This window comes from Chromobacterium haemolyticum DSM 19808, assembly GCF_000711885.1.
In the GTDB taxonomy this organism is placed as follows: domain Bacteria; phylum Pseudomonadota; class Gammaproteobacteria; order Burkholderiales; family Chromobacteriaceae; genus Chromobacterium; species Chromobacterium haemolyticum.
In genome coordinates, this window is record NZ_KL543995.1 from 291,490 (window position 1) to 315,556 (window position 24,067).

Annotated in this window: 23 protein-coding genes; 9 read left to right on the top strand and 14 right to left on the bottom strand. The window is 65.0% G+C overall.

Going from position 1 to position 24,067, the window contains the following annotated elements; all coding sequences use genetic code 11:
* Positions 1-86: 86 nt before the first annotated feature.
* Positions 87-1,622 carry a mechanosensitive ion channel family protein gene (locus BR71_RS20975; protein WP_043641760.1) on the top strand — a complete coding sequence of 512 codons (1,536 nt, stop codon included), beginning with the start codon at positions 87-89 and terminating at the stop codon, positions 1,620-1,622.
* A gap of 231 nt (positions 1,623-1,853) precedes the next feature.
* On the opposite strand, the gene mmsB is transcribed toward BR71_RS20975, so the two are convergent.
* The 6 genes from mmsB to BR71_RS21005 form a co-directional block, all read right to left on the bottom strand.
* Positions 1,854-2,744: a 3-hydroxyisobutyrate dehydrogenase gene (gene mmsB, locus BR71_RS20980; RefSeq protein WP_043641764.1), complete on the bottom strand. Its 891-nt coding sequence runs from the start codon at positions 2,742-2,744 to the stop codon at positions 1,854-1,856.
* An 18-nt stretch (positions 2,745-2,762) separates the two neighbouring features.
* Positions 2,763-3,881: an enoyl-CoA hydratase/isomerase family protein gene (locus tag BR71_RS20985; RefSeq protein WP_043641765.1), complete on the bottom strand. Its 1,119-nt coding sequence runs from the start codon at positions 3,879-3,881 to the stop codon at positions 2,763-2,765.
* 24 nt (positions 3,882-3,905) lie between these two features.
* Positions 3,906-4,688, bottom strand: coding sequence for an enoyl-CoA hydratase (locus BR71_RS20990; protein WP_043641767.1), 783 nt, complete (start codon positions 4,686-4,688; stop codon positions 3,906-3,908).
* Between the two features lie 108 nt (positions 4,689-4,796).
* Positions 4,797-5,957, bottom strand: coding sequence for an acyl-CoA dehydrogenase family protein (locus BR71_RS20995; protein WP_043641769.1), 1,161 nt, complete (start codon positions 5,955-5,957; stop codon positions 4,797-4,799).
* Positions 5,958-5,970: 13 nt separating this feature from the next.
* Entirely contained in the window at positions 5,971-7,473 is a 1,503-nt protein-coding gene (locus BR71_RS21000) for a CoA-acylating methylmalonate-semialdehyde dehydrogenase (RefSeq protein WP_043641772.1), read from the bottom strand.
* 51 nt (positions 7,474-7,524) lie between these two features.
* A complete protein-coding gene (locus BR71_RS21005; protein WP_043641775.1) occupies positions 7,525-8,373 on the bottom strand; it encodes a 3-hydroxybutyryl-CoA dehydrogenase in 849 nt (282 codons plus the stop codon).
* Between the two features lie 137 nt (positions 8,374-8,510).
* Here BR71_RS21005 and BR71_RS21010 point away from each other — a divergent pair, with 137 nt between their 5' ends.
* Positions 8,511-8,912: a MerR family transcriptional regulator gene (locus BR71_RS21010; RefSeq protein ID WP_043593585.1), complete on the top strand. Its 402-nt coding sequence runs from the start codon at positions 8,511-8,513 to the stop codon at positions 8,910-8,912.
* 10 nt (positions 8,913-8,922) lie between these two features.
* The gene (locus BR71_RS21015; RefSeq protein ID WP_043641779.1) at positions 8,923-10,107 is read left to right on the top strand and encodes an acetyl-CoA C-acyltransferase; all 1,185 of its coding nucleotides are present in this window, start codon (positions 8,923-8,925) and stop codon (positions 10,105-10,107) included.
* Positions 10,108-10,342: 235 nt separating this feature from the next.
* Here BR71_RS21015 and BR71_RS21020 read toward each other — a convergent pair whose 3' ends face one another.
* Positions 10,343-11,572 carry an amidohydrolase gene (locus tag BR71_RS21020; protein ID WP_043641781.1) on the bottom strand — a complete coding sequence of 410 codons (1,230 nt, stop codon included), beginning with the start codon at positions 11,570-11,572 and terminating at the stop codon, positions 10,343-10,345.
* A gap of 152 nt (positions 11,573-11,724) precedes the next feature.
* Here BR71_RS21020 and BR71_RS21025 point away from each other — a divergent pair, with 152 nt between their 5' ends.
* Positions 11,725-13,260 (top strand): thioredoxin family protein, encoded by a 1,536-nt coding sequence (locus tag BR71_RS21025; RefSeq protein WP_043641785.1) that lies wholly within the window; start codon positions 11,725-11,727, stop codon positions 13,258-13,260.
* A gap of 1 nt (position 13,261) precedes the next feature.
* On the opposite strand, the gene BR71_RS23190 is transcribed toward BR71_RS21025, so the two are convergent.
* Entirely contained in the window at positions 13,262-14,446 is a 1,185-nt protein-coding gene (locus BR71_RS23190; protein ID WP_052370956.1) for a GGDEF domain-containing protein, read from the bottom strand.
* A gap of 167 nt (positions 14,447-14,613) precedes the next feature.
* Here BR71_RS23190 and arfB point away from each other — a divergent pair, with 167 nt between their 5' ends.
* From arfB to BR71_RS21050, 4 genes are all read left to right on the top strand, one after another.
* Positions 14,614-15,021: an alternative ribosome rescue aminoacyl-tRNA hydrolase ArfB gene (gene arfB, locus BR71_RS21035; protein WP_043641787.1), complete on the top strand. Its 408-nt coding sequence runs from the start codon at positions 14,614-14,616 to the stop codon at positions 15,019-15,021.
* Between the two features lie 83 nt (positions 15,022-15,104).
* Complete coding sequence (locus BR71_RS21040) at positions 15,105-16,727, top strand: methyl-accepting chemotaxis protein (RefSeq protein ID WP_043641789.1); 1,623 nt, start codon at positions 15,105-15,107, stop codon at positions 16,725-16,727.
* Positions 16,728-16,802: 75 nt separating this feature from the next.
* Complete coding sequence (locus BR71_RS21045; protein WP_019101381.1) at positions 16,803-17,009, top strand: hypothetical protein; 207 nt, start codon at positions 16,803-16,805, stop codon at positions 17,007-17,009.
* Entirely contained in the window at positions 17,006-17,617 is a 612-nt protein-coding gene (locus BR71_RS21050; protein ID WP_043641791.1) for a 3'-5' exonuclease, read from the top strand. The genes BR71_RS21045 and BR71_RS21050 overlap by 4 nt, the downstream gene beginning before the upstream one ends.
* Positions 17,618-17,685: 68 nt before the next feature.
* Here BR71_RS21050 and BR71_RS21055 read toward each other — a convergent pair whose 3' ends face one another.
* Positions 17,686-18,618, bottom strand: coding sequence for a LysR family transcriptional regulator (locus tag BR71_RS21055; protein ID WP_043641793.1), 933 nt, complete (start codon positions 18,616-18,618; stop codon positions 17,686-17,688).
* 230 nt (positions 18,619-18,848) lie between these two features.
* On the opposite strand from BR71_RS21055, the gene BR71_RS21060 reads away from it, so the two are divergent.
* The gene (locus BR71_RS21060) at positions 18,849-19,658 is read left to right on the top strand and encodes a phytanoyl-CoA dioxygenase family protein (protein WP_043641796.1); all 810 of its coding nucleotides are present in this window, start codon (positions 18,849-18,851) and stop codon (positions 19,656-19,658) included.
* On the opposite strand, the gene BR71_RS21065 is transcribed toward BR71_RS21060, so the two are convergent.
* The 5 genes from BR71_RS21065 to rpe form a co-directional block, all read right to left on the bottom strand.
* Entirely contained in the window at positions 19,655-19,999 is a 345-nt protein-coding gene (locus tag BR71_RS21065) for a GNAT family N-acetyltransferase (RefSeq protein ID WP_208854921.1), read from the bottom strand. The two genes, BR71_RS21060 and BR71_RS21065, sit on opposite strands and share 4 nt — an antisense overlap.
* A 197-nt stretch (positions 20,000-20,196) precedes the next feature.
* Positions 20,197-21,660 carry an anthranilate synthase component I gene (trpE, locus tag BR71_RS21070; protein WP_043641798.1) on the bottom strand — a complete coding sequence of 488 codons (1,464 nt, stop codon included), beginning with the start codon at positions 21,658-21,660 and terminating at the stop codon, positions 20,197-20,199.
* 138 nt (positions 21,661-21,798) lie between these two features.
* The gene (locus BR71_RS21075; protein ID WP_043641800.1) at positions 21,799-22,467 is read right to left on the bottom strand and encodes a phosphoglycolate phosphatase; all 669 of its coding nucleotides are present in this window, start codon (positions 22,465-22,467) and stop codon (positions 21,799-21,801) included.
* 79 nt (positions 22,468-22,546) lie between these two features.
* The gene (locus BR71_RS21080) at positions 22,547-23,302 is read right to left on the bottom strand and encodes an SDR family oxidoreductase (RefSeq protein ID WP_043641801.1); all 756 of its coding nucleotides are present in this window, start codon (positions 23,300-23,302) and stop codon (positions 22,547-22,549) included.
* Between the two features lie 29 nt (positions 23,303-23,331).
* A complete protein-coding gene (gene rpe, locus BR71_RS21085) occupies positions 23,332-24,012 on the bottom strand; it encodes a ribulose-phosphate 3-epimerase (protein ID WP_043641803.1) in 681 nt (226 codons plus the stop codon).
* Between the last annotated feature and the right edge of the window lie 55 nt (positions 24,013-24,067).

The following is a 24,067-nucleotide window of genomic DNA, read 5'->3' on the forward strand; positions in this document are numbered from 1 at the left end:
GGCCGGCCTGTTGTTTCCTCTTTGTTCCCAGCCGCAGCGGCGCCGCCATCGGCGGTTTCCCATCAAGACTTCATCGCGGAGGCGGCATGGATACGGCCCCGACGGTTAGCTGGCTGGAAAAGCTGATCCCTCAGGCGTGGCACGACAGCTTGACGCTGTTTGTGGCGTTGACCGCCGCCTGCGCCGCCTTGCTCTATCTGCTGCGGCCGGAAACCCGTAAATCGACGCTGCGCTCTTTGTTGGCCGCCGCCCTAGCCTTGGTGGCGATCAATCTGGGGCCTCAGGACGGCCAGGCGGTGGCGGAGTGGATCAAGCAGGTGGCCGTCATCGTACTGGGACTGGCCTTGATCCGGCTATGGGCGATGATGTTGATGCGGCTGTTCCTGCCCTTGCTCCGCCTGCATCCGCCGCGCATTCTGGAGGACATCCTGCTGGTGCTGGGCTGCGTGGGCTGGGGGTTGGCGCTGCTGCGTCTGGCTGGCCTGGATCTGAGCCACATCGTCACCACTTCGGCGGTGATCACCGGCGTGCTGGCGTTCTCCATGCAGGATACGCTGGGCAATATTCTGGCCGGCCTGTCGCTGCAACTGGACAATTCGGTGGAGGTGGGAGACTGGATCAAGTCCGGCGAGCTGTCCGGGCGGGTGGTGGAAATCAACTGGCGCGCCACCTTGGTGGAAACCCGCAACTGGGAAACCGTGGTGATTCCCAACAGCCAGCTGATGAAGGGGCAGTTCGCCATCCTGGGCAAGCACCAGGGCGCGCCGTTGCAATGGCGGCGCTGGGTGTGGTTCAACATTAACTGGGATACCTTGCCCAATCAGATCATCACCGTGGTGGAACGCTCCTTGCGTGAGGCCCAGTTGCCCGGCGTGGCCTTGTCGCCGGAGCCCAACTGCATTCTGATGGGCTTCGAGAACGGCTATAGCAAGTACGCAGTGCGTTACTGGCTGACCGATCTCGCAGCCGACGATCTGACTGATTCCGTGGTGCGCACCCATATCGACGCCGCCTTGCGCCGCCATAATCTGAAAATGTCCTCGCCGCACTACAATGTGCTGACCATCAAGGACAATGAAAAGTACATGGAAGCGCGCATGAAGAAGCACCTGGAAGAACGGGTGCAGGCGTTGCGCAAGGTGGAGCTTCTGTCCAGCCTCAACGACGAGGAGCTGGTGGTACTGGCCGATCAACTCAAGTTCACCCCCTTTGTCACCGGCGACATCATCATGCACCAGGGCGCGGTGGCGCACTGGCTCTACATCATGCTCAACGGCGAGGTGGAAGTGTGGGTGAATCTGCCGGATGGCAGCCGAAAGCTGGTGGACGTGCTGGAGGGCGGCAACTTCTTCGGCGAAATGGGCTTGATGACCGGAGAGGCGCGCAGCGGCACCGTGATCGCGCGTTCCAATGTGGAGTGCCTGCGGCTGGATAAAGAAGCCTTTCAGGCGATTCTGAGCTCGCGCAAGGAGTTGGCGGAGGCGATTTCGTCGATTCTGGCGGAGCGGCTGGCGGAACGCACTCGCAAGCTGCCGCAGGATTGGCAAGAGGGCAACGGCTTGCCGCAACGGGCGGAACTGGTGGACAAGATCAGACGCTTCTTTGGCTTGGCCAAGCACTGACCCATTACGGCCTTGGGCCAAGTTCTCCTCAGAACCTGTTTACGATCTGCTGCGCATTGTGCAGCGCTATCCAGTGAGTACGTCTTCGAAATGCTCATGTACCCCGTGTGCATTCCGCTTTCTCAGCCGTTTTCGCCTTGCCTCGCTCTAGCTCGCGAGATCGTAAACAGGTTCTCAGGACATTAAGCGTGGTCCACGGCGGCCACCAGCTTAGGGGCCGCGCGGTCTAACTCAATCCAGCGGGTGGAAGTGCTTGAGGATGCTGGAGAAATCCAGCTTGCCGAAGCCGGCTTGCGCGTGCTCCTCGTACAGATTGCGCGCCAAGGAGCCCAGCGGATTGGCCGCGTGGCTGTGTAGCGCGGTTTCCTCGGCCAGTCCCAGGTCTTTCAGCATCAGTTCGGTCATGAAGCCGCCGCTGTAGCCTCTGCTGGCCGGCGCGTTCTCCATCACGCCGGGCCAGGGGTTGTACAGCTCGGTGGCCCAATTGCGGCCGGAGCTCTGGCTGATGATGTCGGACAACACTTTGGGGTCCAGTCCGTTTTTCACGCCCAGCGCCAGCGCCTCGGCGGTGCCTGCCATCAGGATGCCCAAAAGCATATTGTTGCAGATCTTGGCGGTTTGGCCGGCGCCGGCGGCGCCGGCGTGGAAGATGTTCTTGCCCATGGCTTGCAGCAAGGGCCGCGCCCGTTCCAGCTCGGCGGCGGCGCCGCCGACGATGAAGGTGAGCGTGCCGGCGGCGGCGCCGGCGGTGCCGCCGGACACCGGCGCGTCGAGCATTTTGAGGCCGGCAGCGTCGGCCGCGGCGGCCACTTTGCGCGCGGTGGCGGCGTCTATGGTGCTGCAGTCCACCACCAGGGTGCCGGCCGGCAGTTGCGAGAACAGGCCGGACTCGCCCAGATACAAGCCTTCCACGTGGCGGCCGGCCGGGAGCATGGAAATCACCGCGTCGGCGCCGCGAACGGCGTCGGCGGCGGAGGAGGCCGAGCGCGCGCCGGCGGCCGTCAGCTTGGCCAGCGCGTCGGCGGACAGGTCGAACACGTTCAGCTTATAACCGTGTTTCAGCAGATTGGCGGCCATCGGTCCGCCCATATTGCCCAGGCCAATGAAGGCGATGGTTTGCATATTCTGTCTCCTCTATTGTTATTGGAGCGCGGCCAGCGGGTGTTCGGCCGCCGTCCACGGCGAATCGAAATGGCTGTCCACCCAGCTTGGCGGGATGTCGGCCAGCTCGCGGTAGTGCCATTGCGGCGCCCGGTCTTTGTCCACCAGCAGCGCGCGCACGCCTTCGCGGAAGTCCGGCTTGGCGCAGAAGTTGACCGACAGCGCCAGTTCCATGCGCAGGACCTCGGCCAAGGACAGGTGTTTGGCGCGCTGGAAGATTTCCCAACACACCGCGGCGGAGCTGGGGCAGCCGTGGGCAAAGCTCTTGGCGGCCGCGGCCAGCCACGGGTCTTCGAAGGCGGTGTCGCGCAGCGCGGCGGCCACCGCGTCCAGGCTGCCGCGGTTCATCAGTTGGTGAACCGCCAGCAGGTTGCGGCCGGCGTTGGCTTCCGGCAACGCCACGCCGCGTTCCATTTCGTTAAGCAAGGCGCTGACCAGGCCGTGGTGGCGTTCCGCCGGTTGTTCCCAGGCCAGTTCGCGCAGCGCCGTCAGCAAGGCCGGCTGGCCGTCGGCAGGCAGCACGTGGTCGGCCAGATTGCACAGCAGCGCGTCGCCGGCGTTCAGCGGCGCGCCGGTCAGGCCGAGGAACAGGCCGAGCTTGGCCGGCATCCGTTGCAGGAACCAGCTGCCGGCCACGTCCGGGTATAGGCCGATGGTGATTTCCGGCATGGCGATGCGGGTGGCCGGGGTGGCCACGCGGTGGCTGGCGCCGGCCATCAGGCCCAGGCCGCCGCCCATCACGATGCCGCCGCCCCAGACGATCAGCGGCTTGCGGTAGCGGTGGATGTGATAATCGAGCCGATATTCCTCGCTGAAGAAGGCGACGGCGTGCGGGTTGGGATAGACGTCGCCGTCTTCCAGCAGCGCGGCGCGCAGCGATCGCACGTCGCCGCCGGCGCAGAAGGCCTTGTCGCCGGCGCCGCGCAACAGCACGGCCACCACGGCGTCGTCGTTCTCCCAGGCGTTCAAGCGCGCGTCCAGCAGCCGTATCATCTCCAGCGTCAGCGCGTTCAGCGATTTTTCCGCGTTCAGCGTGGCGATGGCGATGCGCTGGCCGCCGCGGACCGGCAGTTCTTCAAACAGTACCAGGTGGGACATGGCGGATTCGTCCTTGGGTGAAGGTCAGGCGTTCTTCCACTGAGGCGCGCGTTTTTCCAGGAAGGCGCGGGTGCCTTCGCCCTGATCCTGCGTGTCGAACAGCTTGATGAAGCCTTCGCGTTCGTGGATCAGATTGTGAGCCGGCGGCTGCAGCCGCGCGCGTTGCACCAGCTGCTTGCACACCGCCACCGACGATGGCGATTGGCGGTCGACTTTTGCCGCCAGCGTGAGCGCGGCGTCCAGCGCCTGGCCTTTGGCCACCACTTCTTCCACCAGGCCGATGCGCTCGGCGGTGCGCGCGTCGATGCGCTCGCCGCACAGAATCATGCGTTTGGCCCAGCCTTCGCCCACCAGCCAGGGCAGGTTCTGGGTGCCGCCGGCGCAGGGCAGCAGGCCGACCCCGGCTTCAGGCAGCGCCATTTGCGCCTGCTCCTCTGCGATGCGGATGTCGCAGGCCAGCGCGCACTCCAGGCCGCCGCCCATCGCATAACCGTTGACGGCGGCGATGCTGACGCCGCGGAAGGCGGACAGCGCCTCGAAGGCCTCGCCGAACAGCATGGTCATTTCCGCGGCCACCTTTTTGTCGCCGTCCGCGAACAGATTGAGATCGGCGCCGGCGGAGAAGAATTTTTCGCCCTGGCCGGTGATCACCAGCGCGTAGATGTCGCGGTCGGCGTTCAGGTCTGCCACCAGTCGTTTCAGCGCGCTCAGGCTATCTCGGTTCCAGGTGTTGGCCGGCGGATTGTCTATGGTGACCACGACGGTGTGGCCGCGTTTTTCCACGTTCAGGTGGGCGTAGTTGTTCATGGCGTTTGCCTTTATGGATTCGGTTTTGATTGAGCGAGGCCGGGAAAATCCAGCGAAGCGGCTGAGGCAAGGCGGCGCAAGGCCGCATCTTGGATTTTCCGGCTTCGATCAGCGCAGTGTTTCCAGCGCGCCGTCTTGCAATAGTTTGCGCGCCACGATCATCCGCATCACTTCATTGGTGCCTTCCAGGATCTGGTGCACGCGCAGATCGCGCACGTGGCGTTCCAGCGGGAAGTCCTTCAGATAGCCGTAGCCGCCGAACAGTTGCAGCGCGTTGTTGGCCACATTGAAACTCAAATCGGTGGCCAGCCGCTTTGCCATGGCGCAATAAGCGCTGGCGTCCGGGCTGGCCTGGTCCAGTTTCCATGCCGCCAGCCGCACCATCTGCCGCGCGGCCACCAGTTCGGTCAGCATGTCCGCCAGCCGGAACTGCACGGTTTGCAGCTCGGCCAGCGGCTGGCCGAATTGCTGGCGCTCCTGCACATAGCGCTGGGCGGCGGCCAGCGCGGCTTGAGCGGTGCCCACCGCGCAGGTGGCGATGTTGATGCGGCCGCCGTCCAGTCCCTTCATCGCGAAAGCGAAGCCTTGGCCTTCCTCGCCCAGCCGGTTGGATGCGGGGATTTCCACCTTGTCGAAGGTGATGGCGCGGGTGGGCTGGCTGTTCCAGCCCATTTTTTTCTCTTTCTTGCCGTATTGCACCCCGGCCGCGTCCGCCGGCACCACGAAGGCGGACACGCCCTTGGGTCCGGGGCCGCCGGTGCGCGCCATCACCACCAGCACCTGGGTGCTGCCGGCGCCGGAGATGAACATCTTGGAGCCGTTGAGCACGTAATGGTCGCCCTTGCGCTCGGCGCGGGTCTTCAGCGAGGCGGCGTCGGAGCCGGCGCCGGGCTCGGTCAGACAGTAGCTGCCCAGCAGTTCGCCGCTGACCATGGGCGGCACCCAGCGCTGAGCCAGCTCCGGGCTGCCGAAGCTGGCTATCATCCAGGCCACCATATTGTGGATGGTCAGATAGGCGGCGGTGGAAGTGCAGCCGGCGGCCAGCTCTTCGAAGATGATGGCGGAGTCCAGCCGCGGCAGGCCCAGACCGCCGTAGGCTTCGGGGGTGTACAGGCCGAGAAAGCCCATCTCGCCGCTGCGGCGGATCACCTCCAGCGGAAAGATTTCCTCTTCGTCCCATTCGGCGGCGCGCGGCGCGAGTTCGCTGGCGGCGAAGTCGCGGGCGCTGTCCTGAAAAGCGATCTGTTCTTCAGTCAGTGCGAAATCCATGGCGGGCTCCCGGTCAGCGCAGCGAAATGGTGGTGTTGACCTTGCCGCCGCTGGCGGCGTCGTCGAACCAGCGGCTGGTGACGGTTTTGGTCTGGGTGTAGAACAGCACGACCTGTTTGCCGTAAGGGCCGAGGTCGCCCAGCTTGGAGCCGCGCGAACCGGTGAAGCTGAACAGCGGCACCGGAACGGGGATGGGCACGTTGATGCCCACCTGGCCGACGTCGATCTCCTCCTGGAATTTGCGCGCCGCCGCGCCGCTCTGAGTGAACACCGCTGTGCCGTTGCCGTTGGGGTTGGCGTTGACGATGGCGATGGCGTCGTCCAGCGAGTCCGCCGCCATCAGGCACAGCACCGGGCCGAAGATTTCCTGGTGGTAGATGCTCATTTCCGGTTTGACGCCGGAGAAGATGGTGGGGCCGACGAAGTTGCCGCGCTCGTAGCCGGCTACCTGGATATCGCGGCCGTCCAGCTCCAGACGCGCGCCTTCTTCCACGCCGCGGGCGATCAGGCCGGCCACGCGCTCGCGGGCGGCGCAGGAGATCAGCGGGCCCAGGTCCGGGTTGTCCTTGCCGGCGCCCACGCTCAGGCCGCGCGCCTTGGCCACCAGTTCCGGAATCCACTGTTGGGCCTCGCCCACCAGCACCGCCACCGACAGCGCCATGCAGCGCTGGCCGGCGGCGCCGAAAGCGGCCCCGGCCAACTGGTTCAGCGCCTGTTCCTTATTGGCGTCCGGCAACACGATGGCGTGGTTCTTGGCGCCCATCATGCATTGGGTGCGCTTGCCGTTGAGGCTGGCGCGATGGTGCACATGGGTACCCACCTTGGTGGAGCCGACGAAGGACACCGCCTTGATGTCGCGGTGGTCGCACAGGGCGTTGACCACATGTTCGCCGCCGTGCACCACATTGAGCACGCCGGGCGGGATGCCGGCTTCCAGCGCCAGCTCCACCAGGCGCATGGTCACCATCGGGTCTTGTTCCGAGGGTTTGAGCACAAAGGTGTTGCCGGTGGCGATGGCCATCGGGAACATCCACAACGGAATCATCGCCGGGAAGTTGAACGGGGTGATGCCTGCGCAGACGCCCAGCGGTTGCAGCACGGTGTAGGTGTCCACGCCGCCGGCGACGTTCTCCGCGTATTCGCCCAGTTGCAGATTGCCGATGGAGGACGCGTGCTCCACCACTTCCAGGCCGCGGAAGATGTCGCCCTCGGCGTCGGCCAGGGTCTTGCCTTGCTCGGCGGTCAGCAGCGCCGCCAGTTCCTTCATGTGCTCGCGGATCAACTGTTGATACTTCAGGAAAATGCGCGCGCGCGCGCCGATGGCGGTTTTCTTCCAACTGGCGAAAGCCGTCTTGGCGGCGCTGACGGCGGCGTCGACTTCGTCCTGGGTGGCCATCGGCACCCGCGCCAGTACCTCCTGGGTGGCCGGGTTGACGACGTTCCGCCATTCGGCGCTGCGGGATTCGACGAATTCGCCGCCTATCAGCAATTTGATGGTGGGGACTGCCTGGGTCATGGTGCTGCCTCCGTCTGATCTTGATGAAAGCCCGTTGCCGACGGCGCCGGCTCAGGCGTAGCTGTAAAAACCCTTGCCGCTCTTGCGGCCGAGGTGGCCGGCCTGCACCAGCTGGGCCAGCAGCGGGCAGGCGCGGTATTTGCTGTCGCGGAATTCGGTGTAGAGGATGTCCATGATGGACAAGCAGGTATCCAGGCCGATCAGGTCCGCCAAGGCCAGCGGGCCGATGGGGTGGTTCATGCCCAGCTTCATCACGGTATCGATGTCCTCGGCGCTGGCCAGGTTTTCGTATAGCGTGAAAGCGGCCTCGTTGATCATTGGCATCAGCACCCGGTTGGAGACGAAGCCGGCGGCGTCCTTGACCGTGACCGGGGTTTTGCCCAAGGCCTGGCTCAATTCATAGACCAACCGGTAAGCGGCGTCGCCGGTTTGCAGCGCGCGGATGATCTCCACCAACTGCATCACGGGCACCGGGTTCATGAAGTGCATGCCCACCACGCGCTCCGGCTGGCTGACCCAACTGGCGATGCGGGTTAGCGAAATCGAAGAGGTGTTGGACGCCAGCACCGCGTCCGGGCGCACCACGGCGGCCAGCTCGCGGAAGATGCTTTCCTTGACGGCGGCGTTTTCGGTGGCGGCTTCCACCACCAGATCGCGGTCGGCCAGGTCGGCAAGGCGGGTCGTGGTCTGGATGCGGGCGAGAATGGCGGGGACATCGGCTTCGGCCAACTGGCCTTTCTTCACCAGCCGCGCCAGGCTGGAGGCGACGGCGGCCAGGCCCTTGTCCAGGGCGGCCTGGCTGACGTCGGCCAGGCGCACTTCGTAACCATGGGCGGCGAAGACCTGGGCGATGCCGTTGCCCATGGTGCCGGCGCCCACCACTGCGATTTTGGCTTGCATGTTGTTTCCTCGACTATTTGCTCTATGCTGTATTCAAGATAGCTTGACGTTTACGTTAACGTCAATCAACAATGACAAGCGCAACGGCGAATGTTGCGCGAATGGTCCGGCGGCGCCGGGGAGGGCGGGAGAGGGAGATGGCGGAGCAGACTTACAGCATTACCGAGTTGGCGCAGGAGTTCGACGTGACCACGCGCACCATCCGCTTTTACGAAGATCAGCAACTGCTGGAACCGCTGCGGGCGGGGCAGCGCCGCATCTACAGCCGGCGCGACCGGGTGCGGCTGATGCTGATCCTGCGCGGCAAGCGCATCGGTCTGTCCCTGCAGGAAATCCGCGAGCTCTTCGCGCTCTACGACGCGGCCAGCGACGACGCGCCTCAGCTGCACGAGTTCATCCGCATCCTGCAGCGCAAGGAACAGCAGTTGCTGGAGCAGATGGAAGACATCAAGGTGGTATTGAGCGAAATTTCCCAATTACGGCATCAGTGCGAGAAAACGCTGGACAGGCGCGGCGCGGATGCCCGGCAATCGACATGAGGAGTAAGCAATGCAACAGCAAGACATCGTGATCGTGGGCATGGCGCGCACCGCCATGGGCGGCTTCCAGGGCGCTTTGGCGGCCAAGACGGCGGCGGAGCTGGGCGCGGCGGCGATCCAGGCCGCGGTGGAGCGCGCGGGCGTGCCTGCGGCGGACATCGACGAAGCCATCGTCGGTTGCGTGTTGCCGGCCGGCCAGGGCCAGGCGCCGGCGCGCCAGGCGGCGCTGGGCGCCGGCCTGCCGCTGGCGGTGAACTGCACCACGGTCAACAAAATGTGCGGTTCCGGCATGAAGGCGGCCATGCTGGCCCATGATCTGCTGCGCGCAGGCAGCGCGCGGGTGATGGTGGCCGGCGGCATGGAGAGCATGAGCAATGCGCCCTATCTGATGACCAAGGCGCGGGCCGGCTTACGGCTGGGCCATGGCGAGATCAAGGACCACATGTTCCTGGACGGCTTGGAGGACGCTTACGACAAGGGCAAGTTGATGGGGGTGTTCGCCGAATGGTGCGCCGAGAAGTACGGCTTCAGCCGCGAGGCCCAGGACGCTTTCGCCATCGCCTCGCTGAACCGCGCTCAGGCGGCGATCCGCGACGGCCTGTTCCGTGATGAAATCACCCCGGTGACAGTGAGCGGCCGCGGGGGAGAGCAGGTGGTGGATACCGACGAGCAGCCCTTGAAGGCCAACGTCGACAAGATCCCGACGCTGAAGCCGGCGTTCAAGAAGGACGGCACGGTGACGCCGGCCAACGCCAGCTCCATTTCCGACGGCGCCGCCGCGCTGGTGTTGATGACGGTGGAGGAGGCGGCGCGCCGCGGCTTGCGGCCGCTGGCCCGCATCGTGGGTCACGCCACCCACGCTCAGGAACCAGGCTGGTTCACCACCGCGCCGGTGGAAGCGATCCGCAAGCTGCTGGCCCAGGCGGGCTGGAGCGCCGGCGATGTGGATCTCTACGAGATCAACGAAGCCTTCGCCGTAGTGACGATGGCGGCGATGCACGACTTGGGCCTGCCGCACGACAAGGTCAACGTGCATGGCGGTGCCTGCGCGCTGGGCCATCCCATCGGCGCCTCCGGCGCGCGCATCATCATCACCCTGCTGTCGGCGTTGCGCCAGCGCGGCGGCAAGCGCGGCGTGGCCAGTTTGTGCATAGGCGGCGGCGAGGCCACCGCGATGGCGCTGGAGTTGCTGTAAGAGCCTGTTCACGATCTTTTCGAGAGGGGTCATGACCCAAGGCTGAATCCGCCGTCAAATCGCTCAAACAGGGTAGCCGCTCAAGACCTCGGGCCTGCCACCCGACGGCAGGTTTGAAGAGGCCTGGGGCGCGTCGGATACGTGGCTTCCTGTGTATCAAGCCGTGTTTCAAAGCACGGACGAAAGATCGTACACAGGTTCTAACCGCTTTTCAGGCGGCGAAGCTAGGCCGGGCCTAGCCCTCGGCCCACCAGCCGGGCCGGCCGCAGCGAAGCACCCCGCGCACCGGTTTGCGGCGGGCGATCAGCTCGGCGGAGCAACAGGCGTCCACCAGTGTCAGGTTGGCGGCGTCGCCGACCTGCGGCCATACGCGGCGGCCGGCGTCGTCCAGCGGCGACAGTCCGCGGGTGATATGGCGCAGCGCGCGGCTCAGCGCGTATTCGTCGTTCCATCCGTGGCGTTCGCCCAAGCGGCTGGCGCGCTCGACGATGCTGCCGCTGTTGTACGGCGTCCAGTGGTCGTTGATGTTGTCGTTACCCAGGCTCAGCGGAATGCCGTGTGCGGCCAGGGCTTGCGGCGGCGGCATGGGCACATCGATGGGCGCGGCCGACACGATGGCGATGCCGCTGGCGGCCAGCGCCGCGCACACCTGATCCAGCCGGCTCGGCTCCAGTTCTCCCAGGCAGTAGGCGTGGCTGACGCTGACTCGGCCGGCCAGGCCGGCGGATTCGCTCAGCCGCGCCAGGCGTTCCAGCGTGTAGGCGCCCAGTTCGCCGCGATCATGCAGATGCAAGTCCACCGGCGCGCCGTGTTTGACCGCCAGCTCCAGCGTGGCGTTGAGCGAGCGTTCGATGTCGCCGTCCACGCTGGCCGGGTCCACTCCGCCAACCACGTCGAAGCCGGAGGCCAGCGCTTGGTCCATCAGTTTGATCGTGTCGCCGGCCAGCAGGCCGTGTTGCGGAAAGGCCACCAGTTCGTAATCCAGCCAATGCCGGCGGCTGTCCAGCGCCAGGCGAACTTGCTCCATGGTGGCGAGGCCGGCCACCGGGTCCACATTGCAGTGCACGCGGGCGAAGGCGACGCCGCTGGATGCAATCAGGTCCAGCAGCGCTTCGGCGCGGCGCCGGGTGTCCGGCAGGAAATCGAGCAGAAAGCCCTGTTCCTCGCGGATGCGCTCAGCCACGCTGATGAAGGGGGTCGCGGCGCGCCAAGGGCCGCCGTAATGACCTTTGTCCAGGTGGATGTGCATGTCGGCGAAGGCCGGTAGCGCCAGCCAGCCGCATGCGTCGCGTCGCGGCCGGCCGTCGTCAGGAGGGGAGTCGAAGCGCATTTCGGCGATGCGGCCGTCGGCGATCAGCAGATGGGCGCGGCGGGCGGCGGTGGAGACGACTTGGCCGGCGGCGTCGCGTTCGAAGCCGTTTTCCAGCAATAGAGGGCCAAGCCAGTAAGCGGGGGGAGTCGTCATGCGTGGTGTCCTTGCGGCGAAAGGGGCGGTGTCGGGCAGTGGAAACGCGACATTGGATTTTTTATCGCTAAGCACAGAAGCGATCGCACTTTATTACGTTCGAATAATTGCGTTAGCATGGTTCGACAACCCAACCATAAGAGAATTCTGCGATGAAGCTTACCTTGATCTCGCTGGCCTTTGTCGCCGCCAGCCTGGCGCTGCCGGCAGAAGCCGCCTCCGCCCCTGCGGACGGCCACGCGCTGCCTCCCGGCATTGCCTGGCTGCAGGGCGACGTTCCGGCCGCTTTTGCCAAGGCCAAATCGGAAAACAAGCCGTTGTTCCTGTACTGGGGCGCGGTATGGTGCCCGCCGTGCAACCAGGTCAAGGCCACCATTTTCAACCGCCAGGATTTCATCGCCCGCACTCGCCAGTTCGTGCCGGTTTACCTGGACGGCGACAGCCCGGACGCGCAAAAGCTGGGCAGCGAGTTCAAAGTACGCGGCTATCCAACCATGATTCTGTTTCGGCCGGACGGCGCGGAGATCACCCGCCTGCCGGGCGAGGTGGACCCGGAGCGTTATCTGCGCACGCTGGAACTGGGCCTGGCGGCGGCGCGGCCGGTGAAAGTCTTGCTGCAGTCTGCCCTGGCCGGCGATGCGTTGGCGGATGGGGACTGGCAATTGCTGGCGGATTATTCCTGGGACACGGATCAGGCGCAGATCGTGCCGGAGAAACAAGTGGCGGCGACTTTGGCGCGGCTGGCGGACAAGGCTCCGGCCCAGCCGACGGCCACTGCCTTGCGGTTGAAGTTGAAAGCGCTGGCCGCGGCGGCCAGCGAGGAGACGCCGGTGACGGACCGCGCGCAAGGGCTGGCAGTCGCGCGCGCAGCCTTGGCCCAGCCGCGCGTCAACGCCGACATCTTGATCAACAGCGCCGCCGACATCGTCAAGGCCTTGAGCGCGGAGGGGCCTGAGCGTTTGGCGCTGGCGGCGCAATGGGACGCCGCTTTGGACAAACTGGCCGTGGACGCGGGCTTGTCCACCGCGGACCGCCTGGGCGCCTTGTCGTCGCGGTTGGCGTTGGCTCGCTTGAACCAGCCCAAGGGCGAATTGCCGCGCGCCTTGCGCGAGGAGGTCAAACAGCGAGTGGCGGCGGCGGACAAAGCCACCGGAAATCCCTACGAACGCCAAGCGGTCATCACCGCAGGCGCAGATCTGTTGACGCAAGCGGGCTGGTTGGACGAATCCGACGCGCTGCTCAAGGCGGAGCTGGGCCGTTCCCACGCGCCTTATTACCATATGCTGATCCTGGCTTCCAACGCTAAGCAGCGAGGCGACAAGGCCGCGGCGCTGGACTGGTATCGCCAGGCCTACGAAGCCGCCAACGGCCCGGCTACGCGTCTGCAATGGGGCGTCAGCTATTTGAGCGGGGCGATTGAGTTGGCGCCGGGGGATGAAAAACGAATAGAGAGCACCGCCAGCGCAATCTTCAAGGAAGCGGGCAGCACGCCCAGCGCCTTCTACGAACGCAACCGGCGCTCGCTGGAAAAAGCCGTAAACCGGCTCAAGGCCTGGGGCCGGCAGCAACAGCAGGCGGCGACGCTGGCGCGCTTGGCCGGACAGCTGGACGAGGTGTGCGGCAAGCTGCCGGCCGGCGATCCGCAAAAGCCGGTGTGCGAGGGTTTGGCGCAGTCCGCCCGGTCTTGAATCAAGCCGCGGCGGCCGGCAACGCAGACAGCATCACTTTGTCGCGGCCGTGGTGCTTGGCTTGGTACAGCATGGCGTCGGCCTCGCAGAACAGGCTTTCCAGCGAAGCGTGGCTGCTGTTCAGACAGGCCACGCCCAAGCTGGCGGTGAAGCGCAGCTGCGCGCCGGCCTCCGGCAGCGGCAGTTCAATGCGGGCGATGGCGGCGCGCAGCCGCTCCGCCACCTGGCCCGCCTGCTCTCTGCCGGTATCCGGCAGTAGAATGCAGAACTCCTCGCCGCCGTGGCGGCCGATCAGATCCGTTTGACGCGCTTGGCGTCGCAGGCAGTCGGCCAGCGCGGTCAGCGCCTGGTCGCCGGCCAGGTGACCGTGACGGTCGTTGATGCTTTTGAAATGGTCTAGATCCAGCACGATCAAGGACAGAGCCCGCCGCTCGCGCTGGGCCAGACGGAAGGCGGCCACCGCCTCTTCATCGAAGCTGCGCCGGTTCAGCAAGCGGGTCAGGCTGTCGCTGCGTGATTGCTGCAACAACTGATCCATCGCCCGCTCGTACACCAGATAGAGCTGGCATACCACCACGCCGTAGCCGGACCACTGTGTCATCAACAGCAGCAGGTTCTGACGCTGGCCGGCGACTTCGATGTCCGGTTGTATGGCGGATAGCGCCAGCGCCAGTCGCGCCAGCTCCAGCAGCAGGGTCAGCATCGCCAGCGCCGAGGCCAGCGATTTGCCGGCGCGCGGAGAATCCTGTTCCGCCTGCCACAGCCGCCAGGCGATCAAGCCCCATAGCAGACAGGCGCCCAGCGAAAAGATGGCGTGGCGGGCCAGTGCCGAATGTGCGAGGCCTTCGTGGATGAACAGCAGCAGGGGAATGAAGACCAGGGCCAGGCCCAAGGGTAGGCTGTAGTGGCTGGAGTGCTTGTAAAAACGCTCAATGCTGATCAGAACGTGCAGCGCCGCCAACTGGATCAGCAGCTTGGCGCTGATGGAAATCAAGGCTGGGTCCAGATCCAGCGGCGCAAGGTAGAGCAGGCCGGCCGCCGCGTCCAGCAACCCGCCGATGGCGAGTGCCAGCACCGCGGGTTGGCGCTGGCTGCGCTGCCAGAACAGGAAAGTGACCAGGGAGATGACCAGGCTGTAGCCGGCGGTGCAAGCCAGTGTAGTCCGAGGGTCGAGAAAAAGTGACATCGTGTTCTATGGGCAAAGAGCGTCCGGCAGGGTATCGGCCAGGCAAGCCGACGACAATAGCAGTCTATTGATATTCATACAATTTCACTCTGAAATAAAACGCCGCCCCATGCCAAGGGATGCGGCGCGTGCGCTACAATTATTTCTTTTGATTGTTGGTTTGCATCATGGACAAGCCGCGGTATCCGATCAGCGAGCGCGAAGTGGAATTCAGCGCGATGCGCGCGCAAGGCGCGGGCGGGCAAAACGTCAACAAAGTGTCGTCGGCGGTGCATCTGCGCTTCGACGTGCGGGCCTCCTCCCTGCCGGAATGGCTGCGGGAGCGGCTGCTGGCCTTGCCGGATCAGCGCCTGAACAAAGAGGGCGTGCTGGTGATCAAGGCCCAGCAGCACCGCACCCAGGAGTTGAACCGCGCGGATGCGCTTCAGCGCCTGCAAGCCTGGGTCGACGCCGCCAGCCACACTCCCAAGGCGCGCCGCGCCACCAAACCCACTTACGGCTCCAAGCAGCGCCGGCTGGCCGGCAAGACGCGGCGCGGCGAAGTCAAGTCCCTGCGCGGCAAGGTGGATCTGTAGCCGGCCGCAACGGCTTCGGCGGAATCTTGGGAATGTATTAGTGTTAATGCTATAGACATGAGCGCTAAGGCAAGGGGACCGCTATGCAAGGCTTGACGATTCGGGTGCAGCTGCAGCTGCTGGCTTTCGGCGTAGTGGTATCCTGCCTGCTGATCGGCGCGGTTGGCTACCAAAGTACGGTGCACTTGGTGCGCAGTATCAATGAATTGCTGGACAGCCAGGGCGAGGTGCGGCGACAGATGGATGCCGACATGATGCACGACGCGGTGCACGGCGATGTTCTGGCGCTGATGTTGGCGCAGAAAAATGGCGATCGCGCCGCGCTGGCCGAAATCCGCAAGGACGTGGACGAGCACAGCAAGCGTTTTCTCGGTGCGATGAAGGAAAACCAGGACAAGATCAGCGATCCCGAGGCCCGTTCCTTGCTGCAGCAAATTCTGCCGGTGGTGGAACGCTATACCGGAGCGGCCGCCGCCATCGTAGCCGCTGGTTTTGACCAGCCGGAGCAGGCCGCGGCCAAGCTGAAGGACTTCCAGCAGGATTTCGCGCTGCTGGAGGACAAGATGGAAAAACTGGCTGACGCCATCGACAGCGGTTCGCGCCGGCAGAATGACAGCACGGTGGCGCAGGTGGGCGTGGCCGCCGTGATAATCATTGTGGCGGCGGTGGCCGCGGCTTTGCTGATGGCCCTGCTGTGCTGGTGGGTGGCGCGATCGGTGCTGCCGCCTATCGAGCGTTTCAAGGATACGGCACAACGTATCGAACGCAGCGGCGATTTATCCATCCGCGCTCATGTGGGGCGGCGTAATGAGCTGGGTGCCGCCATTGGAGAATTCAATACCCTGATGGACACCCTACAGGGCATTGTGGGCAAAGTGGGCCAGACTTCAGGCGCGCTTGGGGAGTCGGTCGACGAGATCGCCCAACTCACCCAAAGCGTGGAACAGGCCAGCCGTTTGCAAACCGATTCGGCGCAGTCCATGGCCGGCGCCATTCAGCAACTAGCCGACCATCTGGCCAGCGTGGCCGAGCATGCCGACAGCACTTTGCGCATCGCCGGCGAAGTGGGGCAATGCTCAAGCGAAGGCAGCAAGGCGGTGCAGCAGACCGTGGGCAATATTGGCAACCTGGCCGAAACCATTCATCACAGCGCTAACAGTGTGCAATTGCTGGAGGGCGACATCCGCAAGATAGGGGGCATGGTGGACGCAATCCGCGGTATTGCCGATCAGACCAACCTTTTGGCCTTGAACGCGGCCATCGAAGCCGCGCGCGCAGGCGAATCCGGCCGCGGCTTCGCCGTGGTGGCGGACGAGGTGCGCGCGCTGGCGGAGCGCACCGCACAGGCGACGGCGGACATAGTCAACGTCATTTCCCAGTTGCAGGCCACCTCGGAGCAAGTGGTCAGCAGCATGGAAAACGGTGTGGGCCAGGTGGAGCAGGGCGTGGAACTGGTGAAGCAGCTGGGCGGCATGGTGGACCAGATCGGCAGCCAGGCCGGCGTAGCGGAGGAGCGCATCCGCAATATCTCCCGGCTGCTGGATAACCAGAAGGCGGCCGGGGCGCAGATCCTGGCCAACGTCGACGAAGTAACCCAGCACGCCGGCATTACCAGCCGTTCGGTGGGACAAGTGCAAGACGAATTGGTGCAACTGCGCGGCCATTTCGGCGAGCTGAGCGAATCCATCCGCCATATGCGGGTGTGAGCGGTTTGGCCGCTGCCGCCTGCGCGGGTAGAATGCGCAGTTTTCGGCACGCGGAAGCGATGTGAGGATACGGCCATGGCCAAGAAGCAAAAACAAGACGAGTTGGACGAGGAAACCCGCGCGCTGCTGGAATGGTGCGCCGAGGTGGAGACTCACCTGGTGGCGGCCGGCGCCACCGTGGCGGAGGCGCAGGAGCATATCGAGGAACAGGCGGAGTGGTACACCGATCAGTACTACGATGGCCTGAGCCCGGAAGAGGCGGCGCGGGCGGCGCTGAAATGAGTAGACGCATCGCCGTCATCGACTTCGAAACCAATGGCGCGTCTCCGGGGCGCGATTGCCGCGCCACCGAAATCGGCGTGGCGCTGCTGGAGGACGGCCGCATCGTCGGCCGCTATCAAAGCCTGATCAACGCCGGCGTGTGGATTCCGCCGATGATCGAGCGCCTGACAGGCATCAGCAACGCGATGTTGCGCGACGCGCCGCCGCCGGCGGTAGCGATGGCCGAAGCGGCGCGCTTCGTCGGCGACACGCCGCTGGCCGCTCACAACGCCAGTTTCGACCGCAAGTTTTGGGATTACGAGCTGTCCCAACTGGGTCTGGCACGCAAGCAGGACTTCGCTTGCACCCTGTTGTTGTCGCGCCGGGTGCTGCCGCAGGCGCCGGACCACAAGCTGGGTACTTTGGCGCGCTGGCTGAGCTTGCCGGACACCGGCCGTGCCCACCGCGCGCTGGCCGACGCGGAAATGGCCGCGCAACTGTTGTGCCATTTGCAGGGCGAGCTCAGCCGCCGCTACGGCGCGCGGCTGGCCGATCACAGCCAATTGTGCGGCATGCAGAAGATCAGCGCCGCCAAGATAAGTCAGTACTTGCAGGCCCAGGCTGGCTGAGAACCAGTTTTTGATCTGCCGCGCTTCGCGGTCACGCGACAGAGTGAACACCGCCTTTAAATGTCTTGTCATGTATCGTTGCCGGCCGCGCCGACGCCAAAAGCGGGCCTGGCCGAGAACCAGTCCAGCGCGCGTTCACGCAGCGCGGCAATGGCCGGCGTCTCCGCCCGCTCGCGCAGGCAGGCCAGCACAATGCGTTGCTCCGGCAGCGGTTCGGCGATGGGCCGCAGCGTCAGCGGCCGGCCGTCGTAACTGTGGTCTCCGCTGGGCCGGGTGTAAGCGATGGCCACGCCCAGACCGTGGGCCACCATGCCGCGCTGTAGTTCAAAACTGCGGACCGACTCCAGCCGTGCCGGTCGCAACCCGTGCATGCGCAGCAAGTCCAGAAAGTGCGGGCCGCTGTGCGCCTGTTCGGTCAGCAGCAGCGGCCATTCGCACAGCTCCTTCAACATCACCTTTTCGGCCTGCGCCAGCGGGTGGTCAACCGCCAGCAGCGCGTGGGGCGCCAGCGTGCGCAGTTCGGTCAAGGCCAGCGTGGGCGGCAGCGCCAGATCATAGCTGATGGCGGCGTCCAGCCCGCCCTGAAGCAGCTGTGGACCGATCAGGTCGAACCCGCATTCACGCACCTCCACGCGTAGAGAGGGGTGACGTTCGCGCAGCGCGCGCAACACAGGCGGCAAGCAGTAGGGCGCCAAGTCCTCGAAGCAGCCTAGCGCCAACTCCCCGGCCAGCGCGTCCGCGCCATTGGCCAGCCCCTCCAGCGCCATTGCGGCTTCCACGGTCCGTCGCGCTTGCGTCAAGGCCTGCCTGCCAAACGGCGTCGTCGCCATTCCGGCGCCGCGGGTGCGGACAAACAGCGCTTGTCCCAGGATGTTTTCCAGCTCGCCAACGGCGGCGGACACGGCAGGTTGAGACACGTTCAGCCTCTCGGCCGCCGCGCTGATGCCGCCGTGGCGGGCCACGGCCAGCGCGTAGCGCAATTGGCGCAGGGTCAACTTCATCGCTTTTTCCGAGGAGGATAATCAAAACATATTATTTTATTTTGGCATGGGTTTGCGGCGATAGTGAGGACAAGCGCCCGCAGCGGCGGCGCCCACACGCATTAGAGCCTGTTCAACGTTTCGCGAGCGAGGGCGAGACAAGGCGAGAACGAGCGAAAATGAGCTTGTACTCGCCGTGCAACGCTTCACGAGGCGCGACAGACTTTGAACCCTGGAAAGAGGAGAACGCCATGCTTGCCTGTCCCGAGATTTCCGCCGCCGACATCGCCGCCTTCCAGCGCGACGGCGCGGTTTGCCTGCGCGGCCTGTTCCGCGATTGGGTCGATGTCATCGCCGCCGGCATCGAGCGCAATTTGCGCGCTCCGGGGCCGTACGCCGGCAATGTGGTGGCCGCCGGCGAGCCGGGCTCCTTCTTTGAGGACTATTGCAACTGGCGGCGGGTTCCTGAATTCCAGGCGGTGGTCACGGAATCCCCGGCCGCGGCCGGCGCCGCCGCGCTGATGCGTTCGGCCACCGCGCAATTCTTCCATGAACATGTGCTGGTCAAAGAGCCGGGCACGCACAAACCCACGCCTTGGCATCAGGACATCCCGTATTACTTTGTCGACGGCGAGCAGACTGTCAGTTTCTGGATTCCGGTGGACCCGGTGAGCGAGGCGACGTTGCGCTTGATCGCCGGTTCGCACCGCTGGCAGGAGTGGGTGCGGCCGCTGCGCTGGAAAGATGAATCCAGTTTTTATCAAGGCGACGCGCGCCGATATCGAGACGCGCCTGACCCGGATCGCGAGCCGGGCATGGAGGTGCTGGAATGGGCTTTGGAACCCGGCGACGCGGTGCTGTTCGACTTCCGCACTGTGCACGGCGCGCGGGGCAATCCCGGCGGCGGTAGGCGGCGAGCCTTGTCATTGCGCTGGCTGGGCGACGATGCGCGCTACGTCGAGCGTCCGGGCCGCACCTCGCCGCCTTATCCGGATCATGGCATGCAGCCGGGCCAGCGGCTGTGCGAGGATTGGTTTCCGGTGTTGTGGCCGGCGGCCTAGGCCGGGCTGGCGCTCCAGCGCATCAGGAATTCGTCGTCGGCGTGTTGGATGTCGACAAATCCCAGGCGCAGGTAGAGCCGCCGCGCCGGGTTGCGCTCCAGCACGCGGAGTTCCAAAGCGGCTCCGGCGTGTTCAGCCTCGCGCTGCAAGCCGCGTAGTAATTGTGAGCCCAGGCCGTGGCCTTGCCGGTCCGGCAGTAGTTGCAGCTGGATCAACTGCCAGGCGGCAGGGTGGCGCGCGACTTTGAGCAGGCCTATGTCCCGCTCGCCCTCCATGATGATTTGGGCATGTCGGAGGCCGTAGTGGATGCGACTCAGGTGCGCGTCTTCATCGCTGGGCATGTTCGCCGCTTGCAGGTGCGGGCCCATACTGGCGCGGCGCAGAGCTAGGAGGAAGGCGAGGTCCGCGAGCTGGGCAGGGCGTAAGGTGGTGGGCTGGCCCAGAGTTTCGCTCCTGAAGTCGGCTGGACGTGGGTGGTGGAGCATGGCTTCATTGCTTAGCGCCAGCTAAAACGGCCCGCGTTGGCGGGCCGTTTGGCTCAGGCGTCCAGCCCCTGCTGGGCCAACGCCGCGGCGCGCAGCACCGCGCGCGCCTTGTTCTGGGTTTCCTGCCACTCCATTTCCGGCGAGGAATCGGCGACGATGCCGGCGCCGGCTTGCACGTAGAGCATGCGGTTCTTCAACACCGCGGTGCGGATGGCGATGCACAGGTCCATGTCGCCGTTGAAGCCGAGATAGCCAACCGCGCCGCCGTAGATGCCGCGCTTGCTGGGTTCGAACTGATCGATGATTTCCATCGCCCGCACCTTGGGCGCGCCGGACAGGGTTCCCGCCGGAAAAGTGGCCTTGAGCACATCGATGTTCGACACTTCCGGACCAACCTTGCCTTCCACGCTGGACACGATGTGCATCACGTGGGAATAGCGTTCGATAGCCATATTGTCGGTGACGCGCACGCTGCCGGTGGCGGCGACGCGGCCCACGTCGTTGCGGCCCAGGTCCATCAGCATCACATGCTCGGCGATTTCCTTGGGGTCGGCCAGCAGCTCCGCGGCCAGCGCCTCGTCCTGCTCGCGGGTCTGACCGCGCGGGCGAGTGCCGGCTATAGGACGCACGGTGACGGTGTCTTGCTCGCGGCGGACCAGGATTTCCGGCGAGGCGCCCACCACATGGAAGTCGTCGAAATGATAAAGAAACATATAGGGCGATGGGTTCAGGCTGCGCAGCGCGCGGTAGAGGCTGAGCGGGGACTCCGCGAACGGCATCTGCATGCGCTGCGACAAAACCACCTGCATGATGTCGCCGTCCTGAATGTAGCGCTTGCAGGCGGACACCGCGTCCTTGAAGGCCTGTTCGCCGTATTCGGACGCCGATTGCGTGCTTTGGCCGGGCAAGGACAAGGGCGCCTCCAGCGGCGCGCGCAGGCGTGCGCGCAGTTGCGCCAGCCGCGCTTCGGCTTTGAGCAGAGCGTTGGGCACTTCCGGGTCGGCGTAGACGATCAGATAAAGCTTGCCGGACAGGTTGTCCACCACCGCCAACTCCTCTGACACCATCAGCAGCATGTCCGGCGTGCCTATGGTATCGGGCTTGCTGGTCTCCGCCAGGCGTTTTTCGATATGGCGGATGGTGTCGTAGCCGAAATAGCCCACCAGGCCGCCGGTGAAGCGCGGCAGGCCGGGTTGAGGCGGGGTGTGGAAGCGTTGTTGGAAGGCTTCAATGAAGGCTAGCGGGTCGCCGTTGTGGCGCTCGATGACCTTGTCGCCGTATTCCACCTGTACCTGCTGGCCGCTGACCCGCAGCCGGGTGGTGGACGGCAGGCCGATGAAGGAATAGCGGCCGAAGCGTTCGCCGCCGACGACGGATTCCAACAGATAGGAATAGGGTTGGTTGGCCAGCTTCAGATAGACCGACATCGGGGTGTCGAGGTCGGCGAACAATTCCAGACTGACCGGGATGCGGTTGTAGCCGGCGGCGGCCAGGCGGTTGAATTCTTCATGGGTCATGGCGGGTCCTGCGTTTTTGTGGTCGTGGTGAGGTCGAATGCGGCTTGTTAAACAGGCATTGAGCGACGCCATCGGCATCCACGCCGGTATCCTTGCTTTTTCATGAAGACGTCATCCATAAAAGAAATTATCAGCTGATCAGCTATTCTTCATCAAATCGTATAGTTCGGCAATATTAGCCACTATCAAATCGGCGCCCAGGCTCGCCGCGTCGGCGTAGCCGTAGCTGACGGCGATGGCGGCGCAGCCGCCGTTGCGAGCGGCCAGCACATCGTTGGCGGAGTCGCCCACCATCGCCATCTGCTCCGGTGAGATGCCCAGTACCTGGCATACATGTTGCAGCGGCAGCGCCGACGGTTTCTTTTCCGCCAGGGTGTCGCCGCCGATGACCAGACTGAAGTGGTCGCGCAGGCCAAGCTGCTCCAGCAACGGCAGCGCCAGCCGCTCGGATTTGTTGGTCACCACCGCCAGCGGCAGTTGCAGCGCGCGCAGCAGGCCCAGGCCCTCGCTAACGCCGGGGTAGACGGTGGTGCGGTCGCTCAGGTGTTCGCGGTAGTACTGGATGAAGAAAACATAGCCGCGCTCCCACAGCGCGGCATCGGCCTGGCCGTCGCGTTCATTGGTCAGCGCGCGGTGGACCAGGCTGGCGATGCCGTCGCCGACATGTTCTTGAATGCGCAGGGCCGGCAGCGGCGGCAGGTCCAGGTGCTCACGCATGGCGTTGGCGGCGGCGGCCAGATCGGGGATGGAATCTACCAGGGTGCCGTCCAGATCGAAGGCGACGGCTTTGATGTGTTTCAGGTTCATATGCGTTTCAGTGCGGCGGCCTTGGCCGCTGTTTGGTGCTTGCCGCGCGCGTTTGCGCGCGGCAGATCGTGAGCAGGTTTTAGCCCAGGTTGCGGATGTCCACCACGGCTTGCAGGCCAAAGGCCGGCGACAGCAGGTGGTCGACGATGCGGCGCGCTGCGGCGGCCGGGGTGCTCAGTTCGCCGTCCGCTTTCAGCGCGTCGAAACGCGCTTTTTGCGGAAACTGTTTGGCGTCGCTGTCGCGGATGCTGGCCTGCATGTCGGTGTCCACCACGCCGGGGTAGAGCGAGACGATTTGCGCGGCATTGTCCTGGCCGGCCTGCTCCGCGGTCACGCTGCGGCTGAAGTGGTCCAGCCCGGCCTTGGTGGTGCAATACACGCTCCAGCCCGGATAGGGCTTGGCGGCGGCGCCGGAGGAAATGTTGAGGATGCGGCGGCGAGCTTTAAGGCTGGCGCTGGCGCGCAGCAGCGCGTCGGTGGCCAGCATCGGCGCCGCCAGGTTGATCGCCAAGGCGCGTACCACGTCCTCGGCCGGGTAATGGCCGGCTTGGGCAATGGGGGTGGCCACGCCGGCGTTGTTGATCAGGTTGAGGCTGGCGCAATCGGCCGGTTTCAGTTGTTCCACCGCGGCGGCGATGGCCGGGGCCACCGCGGCGGCGTCGGAGAGATCGACGTCAAGGGCGATCAGGCGTTCCGGATAGCGGCGCGCCAGCGGGGCCAGCGCGTCCACGGCGCCGCGCGCCAGGCCGGCGACGCGGTAGCCGTCGGCAAGCAGGGCTTCGGTCAACGCCAAGCCTAGGCCGCGGGAGGCGCCGGTCACGATGAAGGCATGCATATTCTGTGCTCCTGGGAAGGGGGCCGGCTTCAGCTAAGCTGGGCCAGCTCGGCGCGCATCGCGTCGATCACGGTTTTATAGTTGTCCTGGCCGTAGATGGCGGAACCGGCGACGAAGGTGTCGGCGCCGGCCTCGGCCACCGCGCGGATATTGTCGGCCTTGATGCCGCCGTCCACTTCCAGCCAGATTTCGCCGCCGTGCTTGGCGGTGTATTCATCAATGCGGCGGCGCGCCTCGCGCACCTTGTCCAGCGCGTGCGGGATGAATTTCTGCCCGCCGAAGCCCGGGTTCACCGACATGATCAGCACCATGTCTATCTTATCCATCACGTGATCCAAATAGGACAGCGAGGTGGCCGGATTGAACACCAGGCCGGCTTTGCAGCCCGCGTCCTTGATCAGGCCCAGCGTGCGGTCCACGTGCTCGGAGGCTTCCGGGTGGAAGGTGATGATGTCCGCGCCGGCTTTGGCGAAGGCGGCGGCCAGGCTGTCCACCGGCTTCACCATCAGATGGACGTCGATGGGCGCGGCGCTGTGCGGGCGGATGGCTTCGCACACCATAGGCCCTATGGTCAGGTTGGGCACGTAGTGGTTGTCCATCACATCGAAATGGATGATGTCTGCGCCGGCGGCGATGACATCGCGAACCTCTTGACCAAGACAGGAAAAATCGGCGGAAAGAATGCTGGGAGCGATACGGAAAGTGCGCATAGGGCGTTGCTTTGGGCAAGGATGAACACGGGATGGCCACATTCTACCGCGCCAA